18 protein-coding genes are annotated in these 24,097 nt (G+C 48.0%); 8 read left to right on the plus strand and 10 right to left on the minus strand.

Features of this window, described 5'->3' with window-relative positions:
* Positions 1 to 93 precede the first annotated feature (93 nt).
* From ACO0LE_RS17150 to ACO0LE_RS17160, 3 genes are all read left to right on the plus strand, one after another.
* Positions 94 to 1,656: an ATP-binding protein gene (locus tag ACO0LE_RS17150; protein WP_422961559.1), complete on the plus strand. Its 1,563-nt coding sequence runs from the start codon at positions 94 to 96 to the stop codon at positions 1,654 to 1,656.
* Between the two features lie 9 nt (positions 1,657 to 1,665).
* Positions 1,666 to 2,535 carry an N-acetylmuramoyl-L-alanine amidase gene (locus ACO0LE_RS17155; protein ID WP_422961560.1) on the plus strand — a complete coding sequence of 290 codons (870 nt, stop codon included), beginning with the start codon at positions 1,666 to 1,668 and terminating at the stop codon, positions 2,533 to 2,535.
* Positions 2,536 to 2,852: 317 nt separating this feature from the next.
* Complete coding sequence (locus ACO0LE_RS17160) at positions 2,853 to 3,047, plus strand: hypothetical protein (protein ID WP_422961561.1); 195 nt, start codon at positions 2,853 to 2,855, stop codon at positions 3,045 to 3,047.
* Positions 3,048 to 3,138: 91 nt separating this feature from the next.
* Here the strand turns inward: ACO0LE_RS17160 and ACO0LE_RS17165 are convergent, their stop codons facing one another.
* Entirely contained in the window at positions 3,139 to 4,002 is an 864-nt protein-coding gene (locus ACO0LE_RS17165) for an HDOD domain-containing protein (RefSeq protein ID WP_422961562.1), read from the minus strand.
* 201 nt (positions 4,003 to 4,203) lie between these two features.
* Here ACO0LE_RS17165 and ACO0LE_RS17170 point away from each other — a divergent pair, with 201 nt between their 5' ends.
* Both ACO0LE_RS17170 and ACO0LE_RS17175 read left to right on the plus strand, forming a co-directional pair.
* The gene (locus ACO0LE_RS17170; protein ID WP_422961563.1) at positions 4,204 to 4,980 is read left to right on the plus strand and encodes a YdcF family protein; all 777 of its coding nucleotides are present in this window, start codon (positions 4,204 to 4,206) and stop codon (positions 4,978 to 4,980) included.
* Between the two features lie 101 nt (positions 4,981 to 5,081).
* A complete protein-coding gene (locus ACO0LE_RS17175) occupies positions 5,082 to 6,557 on the plus strand; it encodes a right-handed parallel beta-helix repeat-containing protein (RefSeq protein WP_422961564.1) in 1,476 nt (491 codons plus the stop codon).
* Between the two features lie 108 nt (positions 6,558 to 6,665).
* Here ACO0LE_RS17175 and ACO0LE_RS17180 read toward each other — a convergent pair whose 3' ends face one another.
* The 3 genes from ACO0LE_RS17180 to ACO0LE_RS17190 form a co-directional block, all read right to left on the minus strand.
* Positions 6,666 to 7,157: a CreA family protein gene (locus tag ACO0LE_RS17180; RefSeq protein ID WP_422961566.1), complete on the minus strand. Its 492-nt coding sequence runs from the start codon at positions 7,155 to 7,157 to the stop codon at positions 6,666 to 6,668.
* Between the two features lie 85 nt (positions 7,158 to 7,242).
* Positions 7,243 to 8,730: an APC family permease gene (locus tag ACO0LE_RS17185; RefSeq protein WP_422961567.1), complete on the minus strand. Its 1,488-nt coding sequence runs from the start codon at positions 8,728 to 8,730 to the stop codon at positions 7,243 to 7,245.
* 111 nt (positions 8,731 to 8,841) lie between these two features.
* Positions 8,842 to 10,200: an amidohydrolase family protein gene (locus ACO0LE_RS17190; RefSeq protein ID WP_422961568.1), complete on the minus strand. Its 1,359-nt coding sequence runs from the start codon at positions 10,198 to 10,200 to the stop codon at positions 8,842 to 8,844.
* A 387-nt stretch (positions 10,201 to 10,587) separates the two neighbouring features.
* Here ACO0LE_RS17190 and ACO0LE_RS17195 point away from each other — a divergent pair, with 387 nt between their 5' ends.
* The 3 genes from ACO0LE_RS17195 to ACO0LE_RS17205 all read left to right on the plus strand — a co-directional run bounded on the left by ACO0LE_RS17195 (position 10,588) and on the right by ACO0LE_RS17205 (position 14,573).
* Positions 10,588 to 10,983, plus strand: coding sequence for a DUF2946 family protein (locus ACO0LE_RS17195; protein ID WP_422961569.1), 396 nt, complete (start codon positions 10,588 to 10,590; stop codon positions 10,981 to 10,983).
* A gap of 126 nt (positions 10,984 to 11,109) precedes the next feature.
* The gene (locus ACO0LE_RS17200) at positions 11,110 to 13,479 is read left to right on the plus strand and encodes a TonB-dependent receptor (RefSeq protein ID WP_422961570.1); all 2,370 of its coding nucleotides are present in this window, start codon (positions 11,110 to 11,112) and stop codon (positions 13,477 to 13,479) included.
* Between the two features lie 410 nt (positions 13,480 to 13,889).
* Positions 13,890 to 14,573, plus strand: coding sequence for a MarC family protein (locus tag ACO0LE_RS17205; protein WP_422961571.1), 684 nt, complete (start codon positions 13,890 to 13,892; stop codon positions 14,571 to 14,573).
* 169 nt (positions 14,574 to 14,742) lie between these two features.
* Here the strand turns inward: ACO0LE_RS17205 and ACO0LE_RS17210 are convergent, their stop codons facing one another.
* The 6 genes from ACO0LE_RS17210 to ACO0LE_RS17235 form a co-directional block, all read right to left on the minus strand.
* Positions 14,743 to 15,057, minus strand: a complete 315-nt coding sequence (locus ACO0LE_RS17210) for a hypothetical protein (RefSeq protein WP_422961572.1) — start codon at positions 15,055 to 15,057, stop codon at positions 14,743 to 14,745.
* Positions 15,058 to 15,273: 216 nt separating this feature from the next.
* Positions 15,274 to 16,812, minus strand: coding sequence for a SpoVR family protein (locus tag ACO0LE_RS17215; RefSeq protein WP_422961573.1), 1,539 nt, complete (start codon positions 16,810 to 16,812; stop codon positions 15,274 to 15,276).
* Positions 16,813 to 16,820: 8 nt separating this feature from the next.
* Entirely contained in the window at positions 16,821 to 18,095 is a 1,275-nt protein-coding gene (locus ACO0LE_RS17220) for a YeaH/YhbH family protein (protein WP_422961574.1), read from the minus strand.
* Between the two features lie 88 nt (positions 18,096 to 18,183).
* Positions 18,184 to 20,106 carry a PrkA family serine protein kinase gene (locus ACO0LE_RS17225; protein WP_422961575.1) on the minus strand — a complete coding sequence of 641 codons (1,923 nt, stop codon included), beginning with the start codon at positions 20,104 to 20,106 and terminating at the stop codon, positions 18,184 to 18,186.
* Between the two features lie 598 nt (positions 20,107 to 20,704).
* Positions 20,705 to 21,508, minus strand: a complete 804-nt coding sequence (locus tag ACO0LE_RS17230) for a hypothetical protein (RefSeq protein WP_422961576.1) — start codon at positions 21,506 to 21,508, stop codon at positions 20,705 to 20,707.
* Positions 21,509 to 21,770: 262 nt separating this feature from the next.
* On the minus strand, positions 21,771 to 24,071 hold the full coding sequence (locus ACO0LE_RS17235; protein ID WP_422961577.1) for a putative bifunctional diguanylate cyclase/phosphodiesterase: 2,301 nt from the start codon (positions 24,069 to 24,071) through the stop codon (positions 21,771 to 21,773).
* Positions 24,072 to 24,097 lie beyond the last annotated feature (26 nt).

Consider the following 24,097-nt stretch of genomic DNA (forward strand, 5'->3'; position numbering starts at 1 on the left):
TTGGCATCTGTAAGCCATTCTGTAGTATTCTTGATATCAGAAGACGTCATCCTATCGTACTGCGCAGTCCCTACGGAGCCCCCGTTACGATTCATGAATCCGAGACCGAGCGACCATGGTATTAAATCAGCGCTGCCTCTGCGAGCAGTCATTGCCATTACCGTTGCGGTCGGAATCGCCCTTGCATCAGCACTGGTCTATCTGGAGGAAGCCACCCGTATCGAGCAGGAGCATACGGTGAATTTGCAGGTGGAACTGAAGCGACTGACTACCCTGACCTCTCTGGCACTACGCGAATCTTTGTGGCAATTCGTACCGCAACAAGCCGATTCCATCATCGAAGCGGCGTTTGTCAATCCCGACATTACCAGCATCAAAGTCGTAGAAGGTGCAGGTTCCCCTTTTGCATCTAAGACACGAAATGATTTTCAGGACGAAAAATCTCTCACACTGAAACAAGACATCGTGCGGGACGGCGTCAAGCTGGGTCAATTGACAATCAGTATGACGACAGCGGGCTACCGCCAAAAACTCAAAGCTGTGACCATACGGTATGGTCGTGCCGGGTTACTCATCATCGTCGGCTCCCTGCTTTTTATCCTAATCGTCATGCATAGACGTTTTGTCTGCCCAATGGATCAGCTGGTTGAGGCCTCACAGAATCTGGCACAGGGCAAACTCGAAATACCGATTCAAGCGATACGCAACGATGAATTGGGCATACTCGCGCAAAGCCTAGAAGAAACGCGAAAATCGCTGCTAGACCTGTTTAGTAAAGTAGAGCAGCGCAATGCCGAACTCAAAGACATGAACGAACACCTGGAACAAAGAGTCGAAGAGCGCACCCGCTCCCTGGAAGAGACTCTGCAAACGCTAAACCGTGCCCAGCAAGATATGATACAAACTGAAAAACTTGCTTCGCTTGGTCGCGTGGTTGCCGGTGTCGCTCACGAATTAAATACGCCGATAGGCAATGCCTTATTGGTCGCATCCACAATCAATGGTGACTTGAAAGAGTTACGCACAGAAGTCGACTCTGGCAATATTCGCCGCAGTACCTTATCCAAAGTGCTGAATCACTCACAGCTTGGATTCGATATTTTCTTTAGCAACCTAGAACGGGCAGCGCGTATTGTCGGTGATTTCAAACAAGTTGCCGTCGATCAGACCAGCGAACAGCGCAGGCAATTTAACCTTGGTAACGTCAGCAGCGAAATTCTCACAATGCTGAATCCTGCCATACGCAAAACCGGATGCACAGTGCATCTGCAGGCCGAACCCGATCTTCTCTGCGATAGTTTTCCGGGGCCCTACGGTCAGGTGCTGAATAATCTGATTATGAATGCGGCGCTGCATGCCTTCGCCGATGACAGCGCTGGCCTCATTCTGGTCAAGGTAAGGCGTCTCAATGCTGAAGATGTACAACTCATTGTCAGCGATGACGGTGCGGGCATGGATGAAGACGTCCGGAAACAAATATTCGATCCCTTTTTCACGACAAAAATGGGGAATGGAGGTACTGGCTTGGGAATGAACATCGTATACGGCATCGTGGTCAGAATTCTCGGCGGCACGATTACCGTGTCCAGCGAACTTAATAAAGGTACCGAGATTTTGATCACGTTCCCTTCGGTATCGCCCGTCATGAAAGCCTAGAGCATTTTTATGCATTTGCCTGCCTGTGTGCAAGATCCGCAACAGCGTATCTGGTCGATCCTGACAGCGCTGGCAATCGGTATTGCGGTAACGGCGTGCACCAGCATTCCATCTGGCAGGATGAGCGGAGCGTCTGATGCAGCCGCATTTGATCTGAACAACATAAATACAAGCAAATCCGCAAAAAGCCAGGAAAGTCGGGTGAAATTTGTCATCCTGCATTACACTGCACTCGATATGGACTTATCGCTCAAAGTGCTCAGCGAACAAGCCGTCAGTAGCCATTATCTGATCGGCGATGATAGTCCGGGCATGGTCTATCGCTTGGTTGATGAAAACCGTCTTGCTTATCACGCAGGCGCCAGTAGCTGGAAAGCCTTTCCCCACTTAAACGCAAATTCTATCGGTATAGAAATCGTGAATCTTGGCTACCAGGACACGCCATCAGGACGCATCTATCCCCCCTATCCAGCTCATCAAATCGATACGCTGGTTGTTTTACTCAAAGACATCGTAAAACGCCATCAGATTCAAGCAGAGAATATCCTCGGCCACAGCGAGATAGCACCACAGCGCAAACCTGATCCCGGTCCTTTATTCCCATGGAAAAAGCTTGCCGATGCCGGCCTCGTCAACTGGCCAGACATCCAGCAAGTAAAGCTGCGGCAAACCGCATTTGAACAGCAATTACCGGATGTCATCTGGTTCCAGCAAAAACTGGCACAGCATGGCTATGCAGTACCGCAAACCGGTGTATGGGATCAGGCAACACGCAATGTGATGATCGCGTTCCAGACACGATATCGCCCCAGCCTGTTCGATGGCAATCCTGATGCCGGGTCGGCAGCCCTCCTTGATGTATTGACGCAAAGTCCGTAGCACTTTGACGTTACGACTGCGCGTATCCAGGGGAGCTAAGTGATCAAGTAAATAATTGACTAAGCAGAGGCGGAAATCAGGCGCCACCCATCCCCTAAAACAGATCGATTACACCTGAGTTTTTGCATTTCGTCGCAAGCAGCTGGAGATCATAAGGTCGTGTGGCTACAGTACAGTCACATCAACCGACTCCGAAAGGAAATAGTATGAAACTCAGCGCAAATATGGATGGCGTCGTCATCGCTAGCATCGCCATCGTCATGATCAGCAGTCTCTTACATCAACTCTTAGCTTAATTAGCTTTACCAGGAAAAATGATGATGGGCTTATTACTCTGGATTATTTTATTGATCGTGTGCTGGCCATTGGCATTGCTCGCTCTAGTGCTCTATCCGCTGGTGTGGTTGCTTTGCCTGCCGTTCAGATTACTGGGCATTGCGGTCGAGGGTGTATTTGAATTATTGCGTGCAATTGTGATGTTGCCAGCACGGCTGCTTGGTGGACGACCATAAGATATGATGGTTGCGAACGGTTATCAGATGCAAGCCTGACGCTCTGATCGTGATCGTGAACGTTTAGCGATGGATCAGTACCGAACAATACTCAGGCAGCGGTGTTAAATATTTCGTGCAGTTCATCGAATTTGTCGGCGGCTTCATCCATCGCCAGACCTAAAAACCCGCATGCCAGCTCGCCGCCTTTTTCCCATTCAGCGGACAACTCTTGTCCATGATATTTCTGAATACCGTATTCCGACACCAAAGCTAAGGCAATCAGGGAGCGAACGATTTCTGGCGTGGAAATATCTTCCAGTACCGCATAATCGTGATGCAATAAAATCCCTGTCGACACATGCTCAGGCAAACCCCAGGTACGTGCCATCAGTGTACCAATAGCAGCATGGTTACACGCATGTCTTTCGTCTTCGACATCGGTAAAACGCTTGACGAATTCCTTATTCGCCGAGGCCAGCGTCATTGAATAATCCGGAAAACGTTCCAGCATTAAAGGTACACCGATATCACAAAACAAACCGAAGGTATGCGCGACATCCGCAGGACAAACGCGAATACGACTGGCCAGATATGCCATCGCCTGTGCCCGCTTGCTTGAGAAATCCCAGAACTTCACCAGCGACCGTCCTTGCACCACAACAGCCTGACGCGCAATGATCCCCGTCATCAGCAAGCCACATTGACTTAATCCCAGCAAATCTACTGCATGATCGACCGATGTCGCTTTTAATCGTAAGCCAAAAAAGGACGAGTTGGTCAATTTCATCAATGAACCGGCCAAGGCGACATCATTGGCGATAATTTTCGCCAGACGCCGTGGACTAGGGTCCTGGGATGCCATCTCCTGCTGCACGTCTGCCAGCAAACTTGGGCGCGGCGGAATACGTATCGTCTTCAGCAAAGCATCTACCGACTGTTCCGTCGTTTTGCCCGGTGCAATGGATGTGTTCATTAATTTTTTCAAATTGGTCACGCAATCTCTTATTTTAAGGCGCATTCATTTCCATAAGGCATTATTTGAGGCGATTACACACTCTAAAACTCATTTAACTGAAACGAGTGTATTTTTTCTTGTAATTAAAATCAAATCTCAGTGACAATTTGCACACTTTGTATATATTGCAGTTTGTTCAACACCGTCACCGAAGGCCTTATGCACACGAGCGCAATGCTGGCGACTTTCGCAAAAATCTTTGTATTACCACCGCTTAGCCTTTTCTTAATTTATCTGACAGGCATGCTGATCAGAAAATGGCGTCCGCGTACAGGCCTCACTTTGCGTATCAGTTCTATTTTTTTGCTATTCTTTATCAGCACAGGAATTGGCTCATGGTTATTGGTGCGGCCATTGGAGTCACTGGAGCAAGCGCTGACCTCCGATAAAAATACTCATGCAGAGGCCATTGTTATTTTAACGGCCGGTAGGATAGAGAGCAGCCCCGAATACCATCATCAGGACATCCCTGACTACATTGCGCTGGCACGTATCCGATATGGCGCCCATCTCTACCGCGCTACGGGCTTGCCGATACTGGTGACAGGCGGATTAGGGCAATCCAGCGGGAATACCGAAACGCTCGCCGTTGGGATGAAGCGGGCGCTGGAGCAGGACTTTCTCATTCCGGTGAAATGGGTAGAAAACAATGCGCGGAATACAGAAGAAAATGCCTATTATTCAGCACGTATTCTCAAACAATCCAGCGTTAAACGCGTGCTGCTCGTGACCGATGCGATGCACATGCGAAGAGCGCGTATGGCGTTTGAGCGTAGCGGTTTAGAAGTCGTACCGGCACCGACAATGTTTTTGGCGGACACCGAGTGTGCACCATGGAATCTGTTTACCTCAGCAGAGAATATGCGTCGCTCGCACTATGCTTTGTATGAATGGCTGGGCTTGCTCTGGTATCGAGTTGAGGCTGGGTTCAACTGAATCTGATTCATATTGATCACTGACAATCAGGATCAATAATCAGAGTCAATAATCAGGATCTATTAATAGCTCTGAGAATTTTTAAAAAATCTGAACATCTTATGCGCATCAACATCCGTCCCTACCTGCTGTATTTGCTTATTTTGATCGTCCTGATGCTACTAGCGGGCTGTGCAGTGCTGTATTACCTACAACAAGCAGGGGTGGCGCCTCGGGCGTTGTCTCCATATGTCGAACGCAGAACATCGGATCACAATCCCTTCATCGTCAAAGCAGGTGAATTAGCAGGCAAGACGCTGATGCAATTGGATCGTGGCATAGCCTTGCCGCATCAGGCGCTCCACACCACCATAGGCGCTCAGGCAAATCCATTGCCTCAAGCCGGGCTTGAGTCCGTTCCTCATGCGATACCTGCAGAATCGGGAATTTTAGTCACATCGGGCGCACAGCTAGTGACTGCCCTGGCCAAAGCCAATCCCGGTGACGTCATCACAATGATGCCTGGTACTTACTATGTTGTGGGTACGCCGTTAATCGCTAACCGGCCGGGTACCGCTAGCAACAGAATCACGGTACGGGCAATACAGGCCGGAACAGTATTCCTGGAATTTAATCTTGGTGAAGGTTTTCAAGTTTCTGCTCCTTACTGGACCTTTGAAAATCTGTCTATCCGGGGCGTCTGTCAGTATCACGAAAACTGCGAGCATGCTTTTCATGTGACCGGTGGTGCCAGATATTTTGTCTCGCTGAACAATACGATCTCTGATTTCAATGCGCATTTTAAAATCAACGGCAGCGATGGCCGCATGCCAGATTTTGGCCTAATTGAAGCCAATACATTAAGTAATACCAGCCCCAGAAAAACTAGCAACCCGGTAACCTTGATTGATCTGGTCGCAGCGAGTCACTGGGTTATACGGCGTAATATGATCTCGGATTTTATTAAGGATCAGGGTGACAGAATCAGCTATGGCGCGTTTGCCAAAGGTGCAGGTGCGGCAAATAAATTTGAACAGAATATCGTCTTTTGCGAGCACTTATTGCAAGGCACGTCCGGGCAGCGAGTCGGGCTATCGCTGGGTGGCGGAGGCACAGGCAAAGAGTATTGTCGGGACGGACGATGTATCACCGAACAGGATAAGAGCATTATTCAGTCAAATCTGATTGCCTCATGTTCCGATGACGGCATTTATCTGAATCGTGCTGCGGCCAGCGTGGTGACTCACAACACATTGCTCGACACCGCAGGAATAACCGTACGATTTCCTGAGAGCAGTGCGGATATAGAAGGCAATCTGGTGGATGGAGCTATCCGCAGCAGAGATCAGGGATTATTACGCAGCAAGGATAATAAAGAGACCTCAATTGCGCTGCTGTATCTTGGATACCATCCGGCACGCAGTCTGTTTTTACAGCCGGAAGCGGCTAATTTTATGTTGAAAGATCAGTTGCCACGACGCTCTGTGACGCCAGAAAAACTGCCGGACTTATGCGGGGACTCCCGGCCCGCGACACCAAGTTACGGGGCGTTTGAAGATTTTTCAGGATGTTTGTTATCAACACAAAGAGCAAAATAAACGCACCACGGAGCACACTAAAAAGCCTGCCGTACAAGCCGGTGAGCGCGGCGAAGAAGGCGCCCCCAAATAAATAGAACGCCCTCAGCGCAACCAGAAAACTGATCGTTATTTCAGCGGAATTGTTGTCGCTCTATCCACCGGCACCGCTGTCACACTATTTTGCGGCGAGCCGTCAATCAGACGATCAGAGTAGGTCAGATACACCAATGCATTACGTTTGACATCAACTACTCTGACGATACGTAATTTCTTGAACAAGATAGAAAGACGCTCATTAAAGACTTCTTCCTGCTGCGCTAAAGGTTTCGGAAAACTGATAGGCCCGACCTGACGGCACGCGATTGACGCTTCCGACTTATCAACCGCCAGACCAATCGCTCCTTTTATCCCACCCGTCTTGGCACGTGATACATAGCATGTCACACCGGCGACCTTGGGATCATCGTAAGCCTCGACAACGATCTTATGATCCGGACCAATTAGAATGAACGCAGTATCTACGCTGCCGATCACTTCGGCATGGGCGGCAACACCTGTCCCAGCCAGCAATATTGCGACGCTCACGGGCAATAAAATCCGAGCAAATAGATGATTCATCTTTTTCCCTTATTAATAATAAAAATACTGCCATCAGATATAGCTAGGGCTCTTGGATTGCAAGAGCCCTAGGATTTTTGCAAAATTATTTTTCGCTTTGCTTACCTGCACCAGCATGCAGTCGAGAGTGGCGCATGCCGTAAAGGAAATAAATCGCTACCGCAACCGTCATCCAGATACAAAACACCCAGTAGGTAGTAGGCGGTAAATCCTTGACAATATACAAGCAGGCTAACACGCTTAAGCCCGGCAGCAGATAAGGGCCAAATGGCACGCGAAAACCATCGCTGTCAGCGCCGATACCTTTGCGACGCATCACCGGCACGGCAACGGATACCACCATAAAGGCGACCAGCGTTCCCATACTAACCATATCCCATAAGAAGGTAGCATCGACCAGTCCGGCGACAACACCAACAATCATACAAACAATAATGGTGTTACTGACAGGGGTTTGGGTACGGACGCTGACCTTCTGGAATGACGGCGAAATCAAACCGTCTTTACTAATCGCATACAAGATACGGGTCTGACCATAAATCGTCACCAGGGTCACGCTAAATACAGAAATCACCGCACCAGCCGACAAAATCAGTGCAGGCCACGCTTTACCAGTGACGTTTTGTAAAATCACTGACAACCCTGCTTCCTGACCTTCAAACATGCTGGCAGGTTGTGCGCCAAGTGCCGCGACCGCGACCAGCATATAAAACACTGTCACGATCACCAGCGCGGAAAGAATCGCCAACGGCACATTGCGCTTAGGATTTTTTACTTCCTCACCCGCAGTTGCCACGGTATCGAGTCCAATAAAGGAGAAAAACACCGTGCCTGCAGCTGCAGTCACACCAGCCATACCGGCAAGGCCTTTGCTATTGTCCTGATTGAAGAAAGGTGTGAAATGCTCTGGATTAAAACCGGAGAAAGCGATAAACGCAAAAAAACTCAGGATGACCAGTTTGATCATCACCATGACGGCATTGACGGTAGCGGACTCTTTAGTACCACGTAACAGCAAGAAACCGCAGACGATCACCAGAATAATCGGCGGCAAATTGATCTGCCCTGAATGTATTTCTACGCCTTTGACACCGGCAACAATCATTGGCGAGCGCAGCATCTCCGGGATTTGCCAGCCGACGGCATTGCTTAAAAAGTTGTTCAGATAAGCAGACCAGCCCACTGCCGTTGCACTGGCGGCCAGTCCATATTCGAGTAACAGACAGGCGGCAACAATGTAGGCAGCAAACTCACCGACCGTTGCATACGCATACGAATACGACGAGCCTGATGCCGGAATCCGCGAAGACAATTCGGCATAACACAATGCAGTTAAACCCGCCGTTAACGCAGCCAGCAAGAACGATAGGATTACCGACGGACCAGCCTTAGGTACGGCCTCAACCATCGTGAAAAAAATACCGGTACCGATGGTCGCACCGACGCCGATCATCGTCAGCGAAAACAAACCTAACGAGCGATGCAGACCACTGCTATTACGCTCCTCTCCTTCTTTACTGCTGTCAACTGGCTTGGTGCGTATCAGTTGCTGCCCGAATGTCTGCTGTCTCAAAAGAATATCCTTTTTTATAAATAGGGAATGTCTGTGCACACGCCGATGATGGCGGCTGTTTTGCTACCTGCGTCCGGTTTTATCCGCCGCTATAAGCTACTGGCTGCAAGATTATTTGGCTGCAGGTACTTTAATCGTATCGCCGCCCTTCATCACGAACTCGACCTTCGTCAAGGTTGTGACATCGCGCAGAGGATCACCAAAAACCGCAATGATATCTGCAAACTTTCCGGCTTTTATACTGCCTATCGTTTTTTTCCAGCCTAATAAATCGGCGGCATTAATCGTTGCTGCCTGAATCGCCTGCATCGGACTCATGCCGTATTTGACCATATAAAAAAATTGTTTTGCGTTATCGCCATGCGGATACACACCGGCATCCGAACCAAATGCCATCCTGTCGCCGTATTCAAATGCTTTACGGAAGTTATCACGTTGCAATTGACCAATTTCTTTTTCCTTTGCCAGCGACTCTGGCAAGAAACCGGCTTTTTCACCTTCACCGAGAATATAGTCGTCGTTATAGATGTCCATTACCAGCCAGGTACCCTTTTCTTTAGCAAGACGCATGCCCTCGGCATCAATCAAACTGGCATGTTCGATAGAATCGACGCCAGCACGCAAGGCATCGTTAATCCCGCTGGCGCCATGTGCATGCGCTGCAACCTTGCGCCCCAGCTTGTGCGCTTCGGAAACAATAGCCTGCATTTCTTCCAAGGTGTATTGCTGTGCGCCTGCGGCATCACCTTTGGACAAAACACCACCGGTTGCACAGATTTTGATCAGATCGGCACCAAATTTTGCCATTTCGCGGACTTTGGCACGGGCCGCCCAGGGACCATCTGCCACGCCTTTGCCGACGTCGTTGTACTCGGCTGGCAACAAATTATTGTCGCAATGACCGCCCATAATACCGATGGCATAGCCAGAGACCAGCATGCGGGGACCGACGATATCACCATCATTGATCGCATCCCGCAAAGCCACATCACCATAGCCATCAGCACCAACATTGCGTACTGCGGTGAAGCCCGCATTCAAGGTATCGCGCGCCGCACGGACGCCATACAGCGCAGCACGAATATTCGAGGTACCGATGCCGGTATAACCATGCTCATGCGGATTTCCTGTAAGGTGGGTATGCGCGTCAATCAAACCGGGCAAAACCGTTGCCTTGGATAAATCGATGATCTGCGCGCCTGCCGGGATGGCTGTCGCCTGACTAGATCCGACCGCAATAATATGCTCACCCTTGACGATAATGACCTGATCCGTCAGCACCTGTGCGGTCTCTACATCGACTAACTTGCCAGCCTTGATCGCGACCGTTCTGGCGGATTTTTCATCTGTAGCCGTAGCCGCGCTGGCGGCGTGCATCGTCGTAAGCAGCAAGCTTGCCGACAGACTGAGCGAAAAACCGATTGAAAGACTGGCAGAAAAAACCGAGCGCAATGGGGTGTGCTTATGCATAAAAAAATCCTTTTTTGCTAAACCGGAAAATTGGAGAAAATGTCCATGGTCGATTACTTACTAACAAGTGATACGCAAGGATAAAAAACAAAGATAAAAAACAAGGATAAAAACAAGGATAAGCAATCCGCCGTTTTTACTACCTCAGCTTTATTACCTGAAGATGAACTTATGCCACGCATTCTATCTGCGCTGAAAAAAGCTGTCCGTTGTATTTTGTTTCAAATTTTTGTTTCAAATACAGCGGAAGATCTCTAATTGCTCTGATTTTGCCTAGGTTCTGGTGTGTAATGCCTCGCCTCCCCGCCAGTGACAGAGCGCTTCAGACACTTTCATGGGCTTGCTAAGGATGATTTTGGCGACGCACTTGTGCTATAGTCGCGCCCCATGACACTACGACGCATTTCCCGCAAACTCGTTGCCCTCGTACTATTTTTGTACGCGGCGGCTTTGGGCGTTGCGATTGCGGCACCGGTGGTCAATCCACAGGCGATGAGCCTGATTTGCACCAGCACCGGATATAAACTGATCAGTCAGCAAAATAAAGATGCGCCAAAAAGCAGTAAAAGCGGTGATAACATGAAGCACCTGCTTGATTGCTCTTTCTGTCTGGCGACCGGTATCACGCCGGTTCTGCCGCAACAAGATGCCATACAACCGACGCATGCGCTGTCCTATGCCTTGCGTTCTATACCCGCAGCACGTCTGGCTGCGATTGTCTCCGCTCCTCTTCCCGCCCGTGGCCCGCCGGCCTTAACACCGTCTGCACCCACTCTGAGTTAATTCGTCGCTTAGTCCTGATTAAGTTACACCTCAGTTACCCCTAAATTCACACCTGAATCGCGATGCCTTGCGTTCGCCTCCGGTGCGCTAAATTTATTTGTAGTTTGCTTTTTTAAAGCCTGAACCATGACCTCTATTCAATGTTCGCGTGCTGGCAGCACGCGCTTTGCCCTGCCTGCTTTTTCTGCGGTATATGCCGTTTCTTCTGTCTCTGCTATCCGCACAATGAGCGCTGCAGTGGCTGCAACACTGCCGTTTATGTGTGCGAGCAGCTTCGCCGCGGAAATGCTGACCGCCGACAACGGCCTGACGGAACGCGTCGTCATCACCGGTGGTCGCCCTTCTTCATTGCCGACTGAAATCCCGACAACGATAGAAGGGATTAATGCCAAGACGATGGAACAAACCATCAATGCGATCGATGCCGAAGACGCTCTTAAATACCTGCCAAGTCTGCTGGTACGCAAACGTTATGTCGGCGACTACAATCACGCAGTACTGGCAACCCGGGCGTCAGGCACGGGTAACAGCGCACGTTCACTGGTGTACGCCGATGGTGTGTTGTTATCCAACTTACTCGGCAACGGTGCCAGCTTTACCCCGCGCTGGGGCCTAGTCACACCAGAAGAAATTGAGCGTGTTGACGTACTATACGGCCCCTTCTCTGCGGCTTACCCCGGTAACTCGGCCGGGGCTGTAGTTGATTATGTAACGCGCATGCCGAAACAATTTGAAGCACATGCCAAAGTCATCGGCTTCACAGAGAACTTCAATATCTACGGGACAGACAAAACCTATAGCGGAAAACAACTGAGTGCCACGCTGGGGAGCAAACAGGGAGAGCTATCCTGGTGGCTGAATGTCAATCAGCTGGACAGCGAAGGTCACCCCATCGCCTTCGCCAATAAATTATTGTCAGCTGGTATAAATAGCACAGCAGGCAAAGTTGTGACGGGGGCAATTGCTGACAAAAATCCTCAAAACCAGGATTGGTGGATACTCGGTGCGACAGGCCAGTACCACACGATTCAAGATCATGCCAAGATCAAACTGGCCTATGAGATCACACCCGCAATCATCGCCAGCTATACGTTTGGCTACTGGCGCAACAATATGAATAGTGGCGTTGAGAGTTATCTGCGAGATGTCTCGGGCAACCCTGTTTATAGCGGCGATATTAATATTAACGGAAAAAAATATACGTTGTCTGCAACAGATATGTCCAATAGCAAAAACCAGCTGGAACATATGACGCATGGCATCGATGTGAAATCACACACCAAAGGCGTGTTTGACTGGGAGGTTGCTGCTAGCTTGTATGACTACAGCAAAGATATTGTCAGAGCGCCTACCGTCTCGATTCCTGCCGCCGAAACTGGTGGAGCTGGGCGCATCACCGATGGAGCGGGTACTGGCTGGAATACTCTGGCACTCAAAGGAATCTGGCGACCAAACGCAGAACATACCACCGAATTTGGCTACCAGCGTGAAGCGTATAAATTGCGGACGCTGGTATCAAATACGACCGACTGGATCAATGCTGATGCAAGTAGCCGGGTTTCTGCATTTCAGGGTAATACCACACTGCAAAGCGTCTATGCGCAAGACGCCTGGCGTATCAATCCTCAATGGAAAACTATTCTCGGAGGGCGCTTTGAACAATGGAATGCAGACAACGGCACGATCTCAAATACCAGTTCGACCTTCGCTTTCACTGCACGTCGTGAATCCACTTTCTCACCTAAAGCTGCACTGGTTTTTAAGGCGAATGAGGACTGGACTTACAAAGCCTCAATCGGTCGCGCTGTCCGCATGCCGACAGTATCAGAACTCTATCAAGGTACCGTCTCTACAACGACGATCGTCAACAACGATCCTGATCTGAAGCCCGAAAAATCCTGGACGACTGAGTGGAGTGCTGAGCGAGTGCTGAACGAAGGTAAAGGTCTGCTTCGTGCCACAGCCTTTGTCGAACGAACTAAAGATGCACTGTATTCCCAGACGAACACACTGGTCACGCCGAATATCACCAACATTCAAAACGTCGATGAGATCCATACTAGCGGATTAGAAATCGCGTATCAGGAAAGTGATTTTTTCACGCGAGGTCTGGACGTGGCGGCTAGTCTGACTTATGCCGACTCTACGATTACTAAAAATGATAAATTCCAGGCCAGCGTTGGTAAGTGGCAGCCACGTGTGCCACAGTGGCGTGCGAATATCGTCGTTAGCTACAAACCGACGGAGCAACTAACGACCTCTTTGGGCGTCCGGTATAGCGGCAAGCAATACAGCTCGCTAGACAACAGTGATACCAATGCCTTTACCTATTTTGGTTTCTCTAGTTTCCTGGTGGCGGACGTTCGAGTACGCTACCAGATCGCACGCCAATGGAGCGCCTCCATCGGTATCGACAATATTAATAATAAAAAATATTGGGCATTTCATCCCTACACTCAGCGCAGCGTTGTTGGTGAACTGAAGTTTGATTTTTAAATTCAGCTTTCAGTAAATCCAAACAAACTGTAATGTAGGATTCCGCAATATCTATGAGCCTTTCCAGCCAATATCGGGCTGGAAGGCGCATTTTTATTAGTGAAAGCTTTGTGAAAACTGCTAAAACCTCGTTACTCGGATTGCTACTCCACAAAAACAGACTCATTACAGATCCAGCAACAAGCAGATATTGAAGACTTTGTGATGTCACACAGCATAAGGTTTGAGTTTTTCAGGGAGGTCATCTATTGCCGTTGTGGAGATCAGTTTCTATTTTTAAACCTCGTTTTACGGATGACAAGCTGAAGGCGGAAAAAACTACCGTATAGACATAAATTCACCGTAAGCAAACTCGCCATAAACAGCAATACAACTTTATAATCAAATCCTCAGATTTTTCCGGAGCATGTATGAGCGTATCGATGATTATTTTCTTCAAGGCCTTGATTGTCGTGCCGATCACGCTACTGCCTATCCTGAACCCGATTGCGATCGCGCCGATTTTCTTGTCGATGACGGGGCCAATTGAATCAAGCCTGGCGAACCGCCTTGCAAAACGCATTGCCCTGAATTGTTTTTTCCTGCTGATGGGTGCCATCTTTATTGGCTCTTATGTTCTCGATTTCTTCGGCATCTCTTTACCTATCGTCAGAGTCGCGGGCGGCATCGTCGTCGGAATGGCGGGCTGGAAGCTACTGAACGACCAGGGACAAGATAAATTACGCACCTCCGTCGCAGAATCCCACGGTGGCAGCTGGAGTAAAGAAGAATTGCGTCGCCGCAGTTTTTATCCATTTAGTTTTCCACTGACAGTTGGACCGGGAACGATTGCTGCATCTGTGACGCTCGGCACGCAAATGCCCCATAAACCGGTGGACTGGCTGATCACCGGTATCGCCTCGGCTCTCGGGGTCTTGCTGACGACTCTGGTGATCTATCTGTGCTACCGTTTTGCACGGAATATGGAGCGCTTTTTAGGCGACATCGGTGCAACCGTATTGATGCGCTTATCTGCGTTTATTTTACTTTGTATCGGGATTGAAATCGGTTGGACGGGTATTTCAGAACTGGTAGAAGATTTGAAATTTCATTGAATTTAAACATACCTAGTCCTCGTATCACCGGGCATTCAGTACGCACATTGTCGTCAATAACACCATAAAAAAAGCGCCATTCAAGTAGTTTGAATGGCGCTTTTTTTATTCTGACCAGAGCGATCTGGTGATAGGTGGGGATGTTTGGCGATAAGTTGAGGCAGGTAAATCAGGTTTCAGCGGCAACTAGCGCGGGCGCTTCCATCAACATCAGCGCATGCTCAACCTGCGGTGATTCGTCACCGATCTTGCTCAGCCAGGCACGCGAAAAATAGGATTTTTCTTTTTCGCTTGGAGCAACATGCCAGATCACCATCAACGTCCCTTTGTGATCATGGATTTTTGCTAGCTTGGTGATGCATTCGACGTTTCTATCGGCATCTGCAAGACCAATTGCATAGCCATAAACGCGATATAAGCGATCAAGGCGGTCTGGTTCTGTTTCGCTATGAGTTGCCGAAATCTTTGGGTGATCGAGGTACATCGTGCACACTCCGTCGAAATAGTTAAGCGGAAAAAATCGAATAAATCAGATGCATCGAGCATCGGACACACATTTCATAGTAAGTGAGTATGCTGCGGCGCACACTATGCATGTGTATTTTACTTATTCTATCCGATAGCCGGACACTGTACCGTACCGTTGATTATTTTTTGTGGAACCTTGTGGTTTATCGCAACATCAGAAATTGTTGACTAGCTAGCGGATACGGCTACGTTTTTCCCATTTGCATTCCTGCGTATGGACGATGTTATTGTGCTGATCAACGGTTTCCAGATACACATCAAAACCCCATAAGCGGGCAACATGCTTCAACACCTCGTCCGTCTGCTTGTTCAACGGACGGCGCAAATATTCGTTATGTCGAAGTGTCAGGGCGCGGTCACCCTGCATATCGACAGACCAAATCTGAATATTAGGTTCACGATTGCCAAGATTATATTGACCTGCCAGCTGCTGTCTCAGGTACTGATAGCCACTCTCATCATGAATGGCAGAAATACTGAGTTTGTCTTGATGATCATCATCAAGCACAGAAAAAAAATGAAATTCACGTATCAGTCTCGGTGACAAATATTGCGCAATGAAGCTCTCATCTTTGAAATTACGCATCGCAAAATTCAAAGTCTGTTGCCAGTCACTACCGGCAATATCGGGAAACCATTTTCTATCCTCGTCATCAGGCTGTTCGCAAATACGACGAACATCACGCATCATCGCAAACCCAAGAGCATAGGGATTAATGCCGTTAAAGTAACGGCTGGTCACAGGCGGCTGGTACACCACATTCGTATGGCTCTGCAAAAACTCCATCATAAAACCATCACCAACAATTCCCTCATCAAATAACTGATGCAAAATCGTGTAATGCCAGAAGGTCGCCCAACCCTCATTCATGACCTGAGTCTGGCGCTGTGGATAAAAATATTGAGAAATTTTCCGTGTAATACGAACGATTTCTCGTTGCCATGGTTCCAGTAAAGGCGAATATTTTTCAATGAAATACAGAAGATTTTCCTGGGGTTCAGTCGGGAAACGCACGACTTCCTGATCAGCCACCATTTCATCACGACGCGGCAAGGTACGCCAGAGATCATTCACTTGCGATTGCAGATAGCGCTCACGTTCTTCTTGTTTTTCACGCTCTTCTGCCAGCGATAATTTAGCGGGTCGCTTATAACGATCCACACCATAATTTTGCAAGGCATGACAAGAGTCGAGCAGCAGTTCTACTGCTTCTATACCATAACGTCGCTCACAATCCGTCACATAATTACGTGCAAAAACCATGTAATCAATAATCGCGTCAGCATCAGTCCATGTGCGGAATAAATAATTTCCTTTAAAAAAAGAATTATGGCCATAAGCAGCGTGTGCGATCACCAGTGCCTGCATGGTCAGGCTATTTTCCTCCATCAGATAGGCGATGCAGGGATTGGAATTAATCACAATCTCGTAAGCTAGTCCCATCTGCCCACGCCGGTAACTTTTTTCAGTCGAGAGAAAATGCTTGCCGAACGACCAGTGATGATACGAAACCGGCATTCCGACTGATGCATAAGCATCCATCATCTGCTCGGCCGTAATGATCTCAAGTTGATTCGGGTAGGTGTCCAGTCCGAAATTTTGTGCGACACGACGGATCTCCTCATGCGCCTGTTCGATCAATTCAAATGTCCATTCCGATTGTTCTGGTAATCGATATGGATTGCTGGAGGTCGTAACCGGGCTATTCATCACGATACTCACTTTGTTTGTTTTTTAAACAGTTCGCGGAATACAGGATAGATATCGGCTGGCGTCCGGATTTTTTGCATCGCAAAGTGCGCATGATGTTCCGGCACTTGCGTATACTCTTGCCATAAATTTTGCGGCTCGCCTTCGGTAATTTCTACGTAAGCATAATATTGGACAAGTGGCATAATCGTGTTGATTAATAACTGACGGCACGTCACTGAATCGTTATCCCAATTATCGCCGTCAGATGCTTGCGCTACATAGGCATTCCAGTCCCCGCTAGGGTAGCGTTCCTGTATGATCTGCGTCAGCAAATTCAGTGCCGATGAGACGATCGTGCCCCCCGATTCACGTGAATGGAAAAATTCATTCTCATCCACCTCGGATGCCGCTGTATGATGACGAATAAAAATCACATCAATTTTTTCATATGCTCTGGTCAGGAATAAATATAAAAGAATGAAAAATCGCTTGGCGGTTTCTTTTTTTGCTTCATCCATCGAACCGGATACATCCAGCAGACAAAACATCACCGCCTGAGTCGATGGCTTCGGCACCTTGACACGATTGCTATAGCGGAGATCGAAAGGATCGATAAAGGGAATTGCCAGAAGCCGTGTGCGCAGGTGGTGAATTTCATTTTTTAAGCTGGCGATATGCTCATCCATATGATCCGGGTCTGGCGATTTGCGTAATAGTTCCGCCATCTCCATCTCAGCTTGCTTCAGACGTCGCGCAGACTTACCGCCAACGGCGATCCGTCTTCCCAGCGCACCACGCAACGAACGCAACACATGCAAACTCGATGTGGTACCGGATGTTTTATACCCGGCGCGTTGACTTTTAAAATCAGTAGTAGAGGCGAGTTGCGTTTTGACGAGATTCGGCAATTCCAGATCTTCAAAAAAATAATTCATGAACTCTTCGCGACTTAACTGAAAAATGAAATCATCTTCACTCAGTTCATCGCTATTACCGGCCTGCCCCTTACCCGCCCCAGCGCCGCCTTTTGGCCGGGCAACCTGATCACCTTTCAGATATTCTTTATTTCCAGGTTGAACCGTTTCCCAAACACCGCCACGATCATGCCCAAATGTCGGTTCATTGACATCCTTGACGGGAATGCGGATGTTCTCACCGCTCTCAAAATCAGTGATAGACCGTCCTTTAATTGCTCTGGCTACGGCATCTTTAATCTGTCCTTTGTAGCGGCGTAAAAACCGTTCGCGGTTCGGAGCAGATTTATTTTTTCCTTGAACACGCCTATCAATCAGATGAACCAAAATGGTCTCCTGCAAAATGAGGTTCAATACACCAGTCAGGAAAATTTATCCTTTCCGCCAGATGTCCTGTTGCTGAAAGAGGCGGACATCAGGACGATTTTCGGACACGGAGATACCATTCGCATAATAGACGCACCTGTTTAGCGGTATATCCCTTCGCCACCATCCGTGACACAAACTCCTGATGCTTATTCGCATCGTCGGCGCTTGCCTTGGCATTGAACGAAATCACAGGCAATAACTCTTCCGTGTTGGAGAACATTTTTTTCTCTATGACCGTGCGTAGTTTTTCATAACTGGTCCAGGCCGGGTTTTTACCCGCATTCTGCGCTCTGGCGCGCAGGACGAAATTCACAATCTCGTTTCTGAAGTCTTTAGGATTCGAGATGCCGGCTGGTTTTTCTATTTTTTCTAACTCGTTATTCAAGGCGTCACGGTCAAAACTTTCGCCTGTATCGGGATCACGGAATTCCTGATCCTGTATCCAGAAATCAGCGAAGGTCACATAGCGATCAAAAATATTTTGCCCGTATTCCGAATAGCTTTCCAGATAAGCTGTCTGGATTTCTTTACCGATGAATTCTGCATAGCGCTGGGCAAGATATTCCTTGATGTAAGAAAAATATTTCTGCTCAGTTTCCGGCGCAAACTGTTCGCGCTCAATTTGCTGCTCCAGAACATATAGCAGGTGTACAGGATTCGCAGCCACTTCCGTCGTGTCAAAGTTAAATACTTTTGACAGAATCTTGAATGCAAAACGTGTGGATAAACCGTTCATCCCCTCGTCCACACCTGCATAATCCGTGTACTCCTGACGCGACTTGGCTTTCGGGTCAGTATCTTTCAGATTCTCACCGTCGTACACCAGCATCTTGCTGTAGATACTGGAATTCTCAGGCTCTTTAAGTCGCGACAACACCGCGAATTGGGCCATCATTTTTAAAGTTCCCGGAGCGCATGGCGCCTGATCAAGAGACGACGTCCTGACCAGTTTTTCATAAATTTTTATCTCATCACTAACGCGCAGGCAATAAGGTACTTTGACGATATAGATACGGTCGAGGAAGGCTTCGTTATTTTTATTATTTTTAAACGCCTTCCATTCCGATTCGTTTGAGTGCGCCAGAATAATGCCTTCAAAAGGAATCGCGCCAAAACCTTCTGTCCCTTTGAAATTCCCTTCCTGCGTTGCGGTCAATAAAGGATGCAGAACTTTGATCGGTGCCTTAAACATCTCGACAAATTCCATCAGTCCTTGATTGGCGAGACAAAGCCCCCCCGAATAGCTATAAGCATCAGGATCATCCTGTGCATAGTCCTCCAACTTACGGATATCGACTTTACCGACGAGCGAAGAAATATCCTGGTTATTTTCGTCGCCTGGTTCAGTTTTAGAAATCGCGATCTGCTTCAAAACCGACGGATAGCGCCGGACAATGCGGAATTGATTAATATCACCGTTAAATTCATGCAATCTTTTTACTGCCCATGGGCTTGGAATATTCCGTAAATAACGTCGTGGAATACCAAAGTCTTCTTCAAGAATAGTGCCGTCTTCATCTTCATTAAACAGTCCCAGAGGAGACTCGTTAATCGGCGAACCCTTGATGCAGTAAAAAGGAATTTTCTCCATCAGATATTTTAGTTTTTCGGCAATCGATGATTTACCGCCACCGACCGGGCCCAGCAGATAAAGAATTTGCTTACGCTCTTCAAGGCCTTGCGCCGCATGCCGAAAATAAGAAACGACTTGTTCTATGACTTCTTCCATGCCATAAAACTCACGGAAAGCCGGATAAATTTTAATGACTTTATTTGAAAAGATCCGGGAACGCCGGGAATCATGTCGTGAGTCGATCAGCTCAGGTTCTCCGATGGCAGCTAACATGCGTTCGGCAGCAGAGGCATAAGCAAGAGGTTCTTTTTTACACAATTCTAAAAACTCTTGCATCGAATACTCTTCTTCACGAGTCCGTTCATAACGCGCTGTGTAGTTGTCAAAGATTTTCATTGTGATCTCCTTTGAAAGCGATGGATCGACTATGCGACTGAGCAAGGAAACGATATTTCCACATCCGCAGAACATAGAAAACGTCCATTCTGAATCGTTGCTCTGCTGCACCTGACAACTTTAGTGTAGGTGAAAATAAAAAGAATGTTGAGAATTTCCGGTTTTATTTGTATCGAAAAAAGACATTGACCCGATGGGATTACGGAAGTCTCTTTCCTGCTGGATAAAATCAGATTAGAGTTGTGAGATTGGATGCAAATGATATGTTAAACCGCAGCATCTCTAAGGAGATGTTGGTGGATATTGACACTCAAAGAATCACACTATTTTCGGCAGGAGTACAAAAGCTACCCCGGCATTAGTCTGTCTGAACTAAAGAGGAATCTTTATGCGTCAATAGTGTGCTGATTGCGTTATGAGCGCTGCTGTGGAGAAGGCACTTTATAGAACGGCAGGCATAGCGAAACACGTAAACTGGCATCTCGATGCGATCAATAACAAGCTTATTATTTCATGTCAGACAACATAATTTCGTATGCTGAAAATCATAAAAAAGCCGCCAGTGTTCATGCTGGCGGCTTTTATTTTTTGGTAGCAATTACATCGCTTTACATTGACGCAATTCACATTTCGCGAGGAATGTTTGTCCGCTTTCACACTGCATACGATAAATTTCCACTGGCCCCGCCGGAGTGATTAAACCGGCACCTTTGCCACCGTTGCAACCATACTCTTTCGCGATTCTTTCAACAGTCGTCGATGATGTACCGGTAACGAAGTCAATAGTCTGGATTTTATAGGTACTAGATGCCGATGCCTGAGTTGCGACAACTGGCATAACCGGGGTAGCGGCGGAGACAGTTGTCGTTGCTGGCGCTTGTGCAGATTTTTCAGGCGTTGCCTGAGACGCACTTGCCGTAGCTGCTGGACCTGATTGTTGTCCGTTCATTTGCGAAGCCGCTACTGGCTGTCCCTCTACTTCATTGCGACGATCAAAACTCAAGCTCTGCCCAAAGACCAGATTCATCCATTTTGGATAGGTATAAGCTGAACCATTACTATGGTCAATCAATGCCCCGATACCACCGCCAATAATAATATTGCCGTACATATTCATATTGGCACGTGAGGTTGCGATCGCACTTGCATCGGCGTAACCAGGCTTCGCACATTCAATTCTCAGATTAACGGATGAACGATGAACGTTTCCATAATCTGGCGTAGTAACATTGACCTGGCCGTAATCATTCGCCAATTTACAACTTGCCCCCGGCACTTGATTGCCACTTTGGTCATAGGTTTCGATCCTTACCTGCTGACTTCTGTCACCGGTAATCGAAGCGCAGCCGGTCATTGCGGCAAGAATGGCACAACATGTCAGGATCTTGAAAAGAGAGTTCATTTTTTTTAACCGAATTAGAGGAGAAAACATTGTAGATTATCTGGAAGCAAGATTATCCAAATAATGTGTTTTACTCTGATTTTGTGGTGTTTCTGTCAAAAAAATAATTTATTCGCCCAAAATACCAGCAAGGGAAAATTCGTTGAATCAAGCAAAATAAATTTCACGAAGGAATATGCCTCTATCCATGAAGTAGCGCCAACCATGTGTAAGGCAAGATCAGACTGAGTCAGTGCGTTGCAAACCTACATTCGCAGATCAGTTACGAGGCAAGTACTTCGTCAAGAATGGCGGAATTTTTCTGTATCAGCAGGCTCATGGCATCGACTTCCAGAGGGCGATAATATAAGTAGCCCTGAAAATAGTCGCAACCGATATCTCTGAGGAAGGACTCTTGTGCCAGATTCTCGACGCCTTCAGCAACAGTCTTACAGGACAGAATTCCGGCGAGTGAGACGATCGCCTTGATGATCATTTCACTCTTTTGATTATTCCCGATGTGAGCGACAAATGAACGGTCAATTTTGACGCTGCGAGCCGGGAAATGGCTGAGTTTGGATAAAGAGGAATAGCCAGTACCGAAATCATCAATTGCAATGCCGAAGCCGCGTTCTTTGAGTTGGTCTAGGTAGCGGATGGCCTGCACTTCATTTTCGATCAACCCGGTTTCGGTGATCTCAAATTCCAGAAACGATGGTTCCACCGCATGCTCAACACAAATGCCATCGATTAGCGCCAGCAGGTCATTGCGCGCCATATCGGATGCGGATAAATTCACGGCGACAACCGGACTGGAACCAAACTGATCCAGCCAGCTACGAATTTGGGCGCATGCGGTATTCAACACAAAGTTGCTGATATCGCGGATCAGACCAGCGCGTTCGGCGATCTCAATAAACTCCACCGGACTGACATTACCGAGGCTCGCCGATTGCCAGCGCAGCAATGCTTCCACTCCGGCGAGAGAACCGTCCTGCGTCACTTTAGGCTGATATACCAGCCTGAATTCTTTTTGTTTGAGACCGCTGACGATGCCCATTTCGATTTCTACACTACGCCGTATTTCGGCTTCGTCTTCTTCATCGAACAGGGTTGCACCAGGATCACTGGAGCGCCTTGCTGTATCGAGTGCGACTTCGCTACGACGTATAAGATCATCCGGCTCACTCTCGCCCGGACGTACCAGAGCAATCCCAGCAGAAAATTGAATCAGCAAACTCTCGCCATCGATATCAATCTCTTTAGGCAAAGCATGACGTACATGATCGACCATCTTGATGATCTCACCTGGCGTCGAAAAATCATCGACAACAAAAGAGAACACGATGCTACGCAGCCGTGCACAAAAACTGTTGTGCGGCAATGCTGCCGTCAGTTCTTCGGCGAAGCGACGTAACAAAATGTCGCCGACATAAATCCCCAACTTTTGATTTGCATGGCGGATGCTATTCAAACGAAAAGACACCAGTGCGGTGACTTTACCCTGATCAGCTTTGGCCAAAACGTCTTTGAGATGCTTACGCAACATGTCGCGGTCCGGCAAGCTAGTGAGCTTGTCGTGATTGCTCAGGTAACTCTCACGTTCCTGACTTAACTCCAGAGCATGATGGATGGAGTGAAGATTCGACACATCACGCAGCGCGACGATGTAATGTTCGTTCTTGGTCTGCGCAATACTCTCCATCGCCACGAGTTTGCCATCCCGTGTGCGATACGCCGACATACGCAGATTAGCGCCATCTTCGGGATTACCACCTTTGAGACGAATGCTATTGTCCAGTGATAGCCAATCAAATAACGCAGCATCCGTCGTTGCTTTGGCGTTCGGCAACACCATTCTCCCGAGCAGACTGTTGGCGAGATTATTCGCTTGCAAAATGATGCCGTGTGCATCGGTTAGTAACAGTGCGCTGCCGGCATTTTGAAAAATTTCATGATACTGGTCATGACTGGTTTCAAGTGCAGTCGTCGCTTTGCGGTGACGCCATGCGGAAGCGTCCAAGGCATATAACACGCGGAATACTGCCAGCGGAATACAGACATTAAAAAATAAAAACAACAACGACTGTATATATGTATGACTATCAGGCAACGTCGTGTTGATGCCAATAAAATTGAAAATTGGTTGATTACGCAATAAGAAAAAGAAGGGCAGCACATTCAGCGTCATCAGAACCACAGCGAGTCTGGTTGTGAAAAACAACCTGGCAATGATTGGTGTCGTGTAAATAAGAATGTAGCCCAGTTTGGCAATCTCAAACTGATCGATAAATGCAATAATGGAAAAAGCGGCGCCATACACCGTGGCAATTAGAATGCCGGCACTCACGCTGACATTGCGAGCTGAATAAAATAATCCCAGACCCAAAGCTGCATAGAACAGCGCCACAATCCACAGGATGTGAAATGCCCCGACAGCGATCGCTTGCAGCGAGCTGTCTATGGCGACAATTGCTTCGAGCAAAAACCCGGACGCCAGAATAATGCGCAGAGCGCTTATTTTCCAGATGGCGTGTTCAGACGGGTCTAATGCGCTTTCGTTAAGTGAAAGCCAGCGAAACATTATCAGCGAACTTGTTTACTTGGGTG

The organism is Undibacterium sp. Xuan67W (genome assembly GCF_049340165.1).
In the GTDB taxonomy this organism is placed as follows: Bacteria; Pseudomonadota; Gammaproteobacteria; order Burkholderiales; family Burkholderiaceae_D; genus Undibacterium.

Bases quoted from the DNA above. Each gene is read 5' to 3' on its own strand.
- ACO0LE_RS17150 (WP_422961559.1), top strand. From the start codon at position 94: ATGAATCCGAGACCGAGCGACCATGGTATTAAATCAGCGCTGCCTCTG.
- ACO0LE_RS17155 (WP_422961560.1), top strand. From the start codon at position 1,666: ATGCATTTGCCTGCCTGTGTGCAAGATCCGCAACAGCGTATCTGGTCG.
- ACO0LE_RS17160 (WP_422961561.1), top strand. From the start codon at position 2,853: ATGATGGGCTTATTACTCTGGATTATTTTATTGATCGTGTGCTGGCCA.
- ACO0LE_RS17165 (WP_422961562.1), bottom strand. From the start codon at position 4,002: ATGAACACATCCATTGCACCGGGCAAAACGACGGAACAGTCGGTAGAT.
- ACO0LE_RS17170 (WP_422961563.1), top strand. From the start codon at position 4,204: ATGCACACGAGCGCAATGCTGGCGACTTTCGCAAAAATCTTTGTATTA.
- ACO0LE_RS17175 (WP_422961564.1), top strand. From the start codon at position 5,082: ATGCGCATCAACATCCGTCCCTACCTGCTGTATTTGCTTATTTTGATC.
- ACO0LE_RS17180 (WP_422961566.1), bottom strand. From the start codon at position 7,157: ATGAATCATCTATTTGCTCGGATTTTATTGCCCGTGAGCGTCGCAATA.
- ACO0LE_RS17190 (WP_422961568.1), bottom strand. From the start codon at position 10,200: ATGCATAAGCACACCCCATTGCGCTCGGTTTTTTCTGCCAGTCTTTCA.
- ACO0LE_RS17195 (WP_422961569.1), top strand. From the start codon at position 10,588: ATGACACTACGACGCATTTCCCGCAAACTCGTTGCCCTCGTACTATTT.
- ACO0LE_RS17200 (WP_422961570.1), top strand. From the start codon at position 11,110: ATGACCTCTATTCAATGTTCGCGTGCTGGCAGCACGCGCTTTGCCCTG.
- ACO0LE_RS17205 (WP_422961571.1), top strand. From the start codon at position 13,890: ATGAGCGTATCGATGATTATTTTCTTCAAGGCCTTGATTGTCGTGCCG.
- ACO0LE_RS17210 (WP_422961572.1), bottom strand. From the start codon at position 15,057: ATGTACCTCGATCACCCAAAGATTTCGGCAACTCATAGCGAAACAGAA.
- ACO0LE_RS17215 (WP_422961573.1), bottom strand. From the start codon at position 16,812: ATGAATAGCCCGGTTACGACCTCCAGCAATCCATATCGATTACCAGAA.
- ACO0LE_RS17225 (WP_422961575.1), bottom strand. From the start codon at position 20,106: ATGAAAATCTTTGACAACTACACAGCGCGTTATGAACGGACTCGTGAA.
- ACO0LE_RS17230 (WP_422961576.1), bottom strand. From the start codon at position 21,508: ATGAACTCTCTTTTCAAGATCCTGACATGTTGTGCCATTCTTGCCGCA.
- ACO0LE_RS17235 (WP_422961577.1), bottom strand. From the start codon at position 24,071: ATGTTTCGCTGGCTTTCACTTAACGAAAGCGCATTAGACCCGTCTGAA.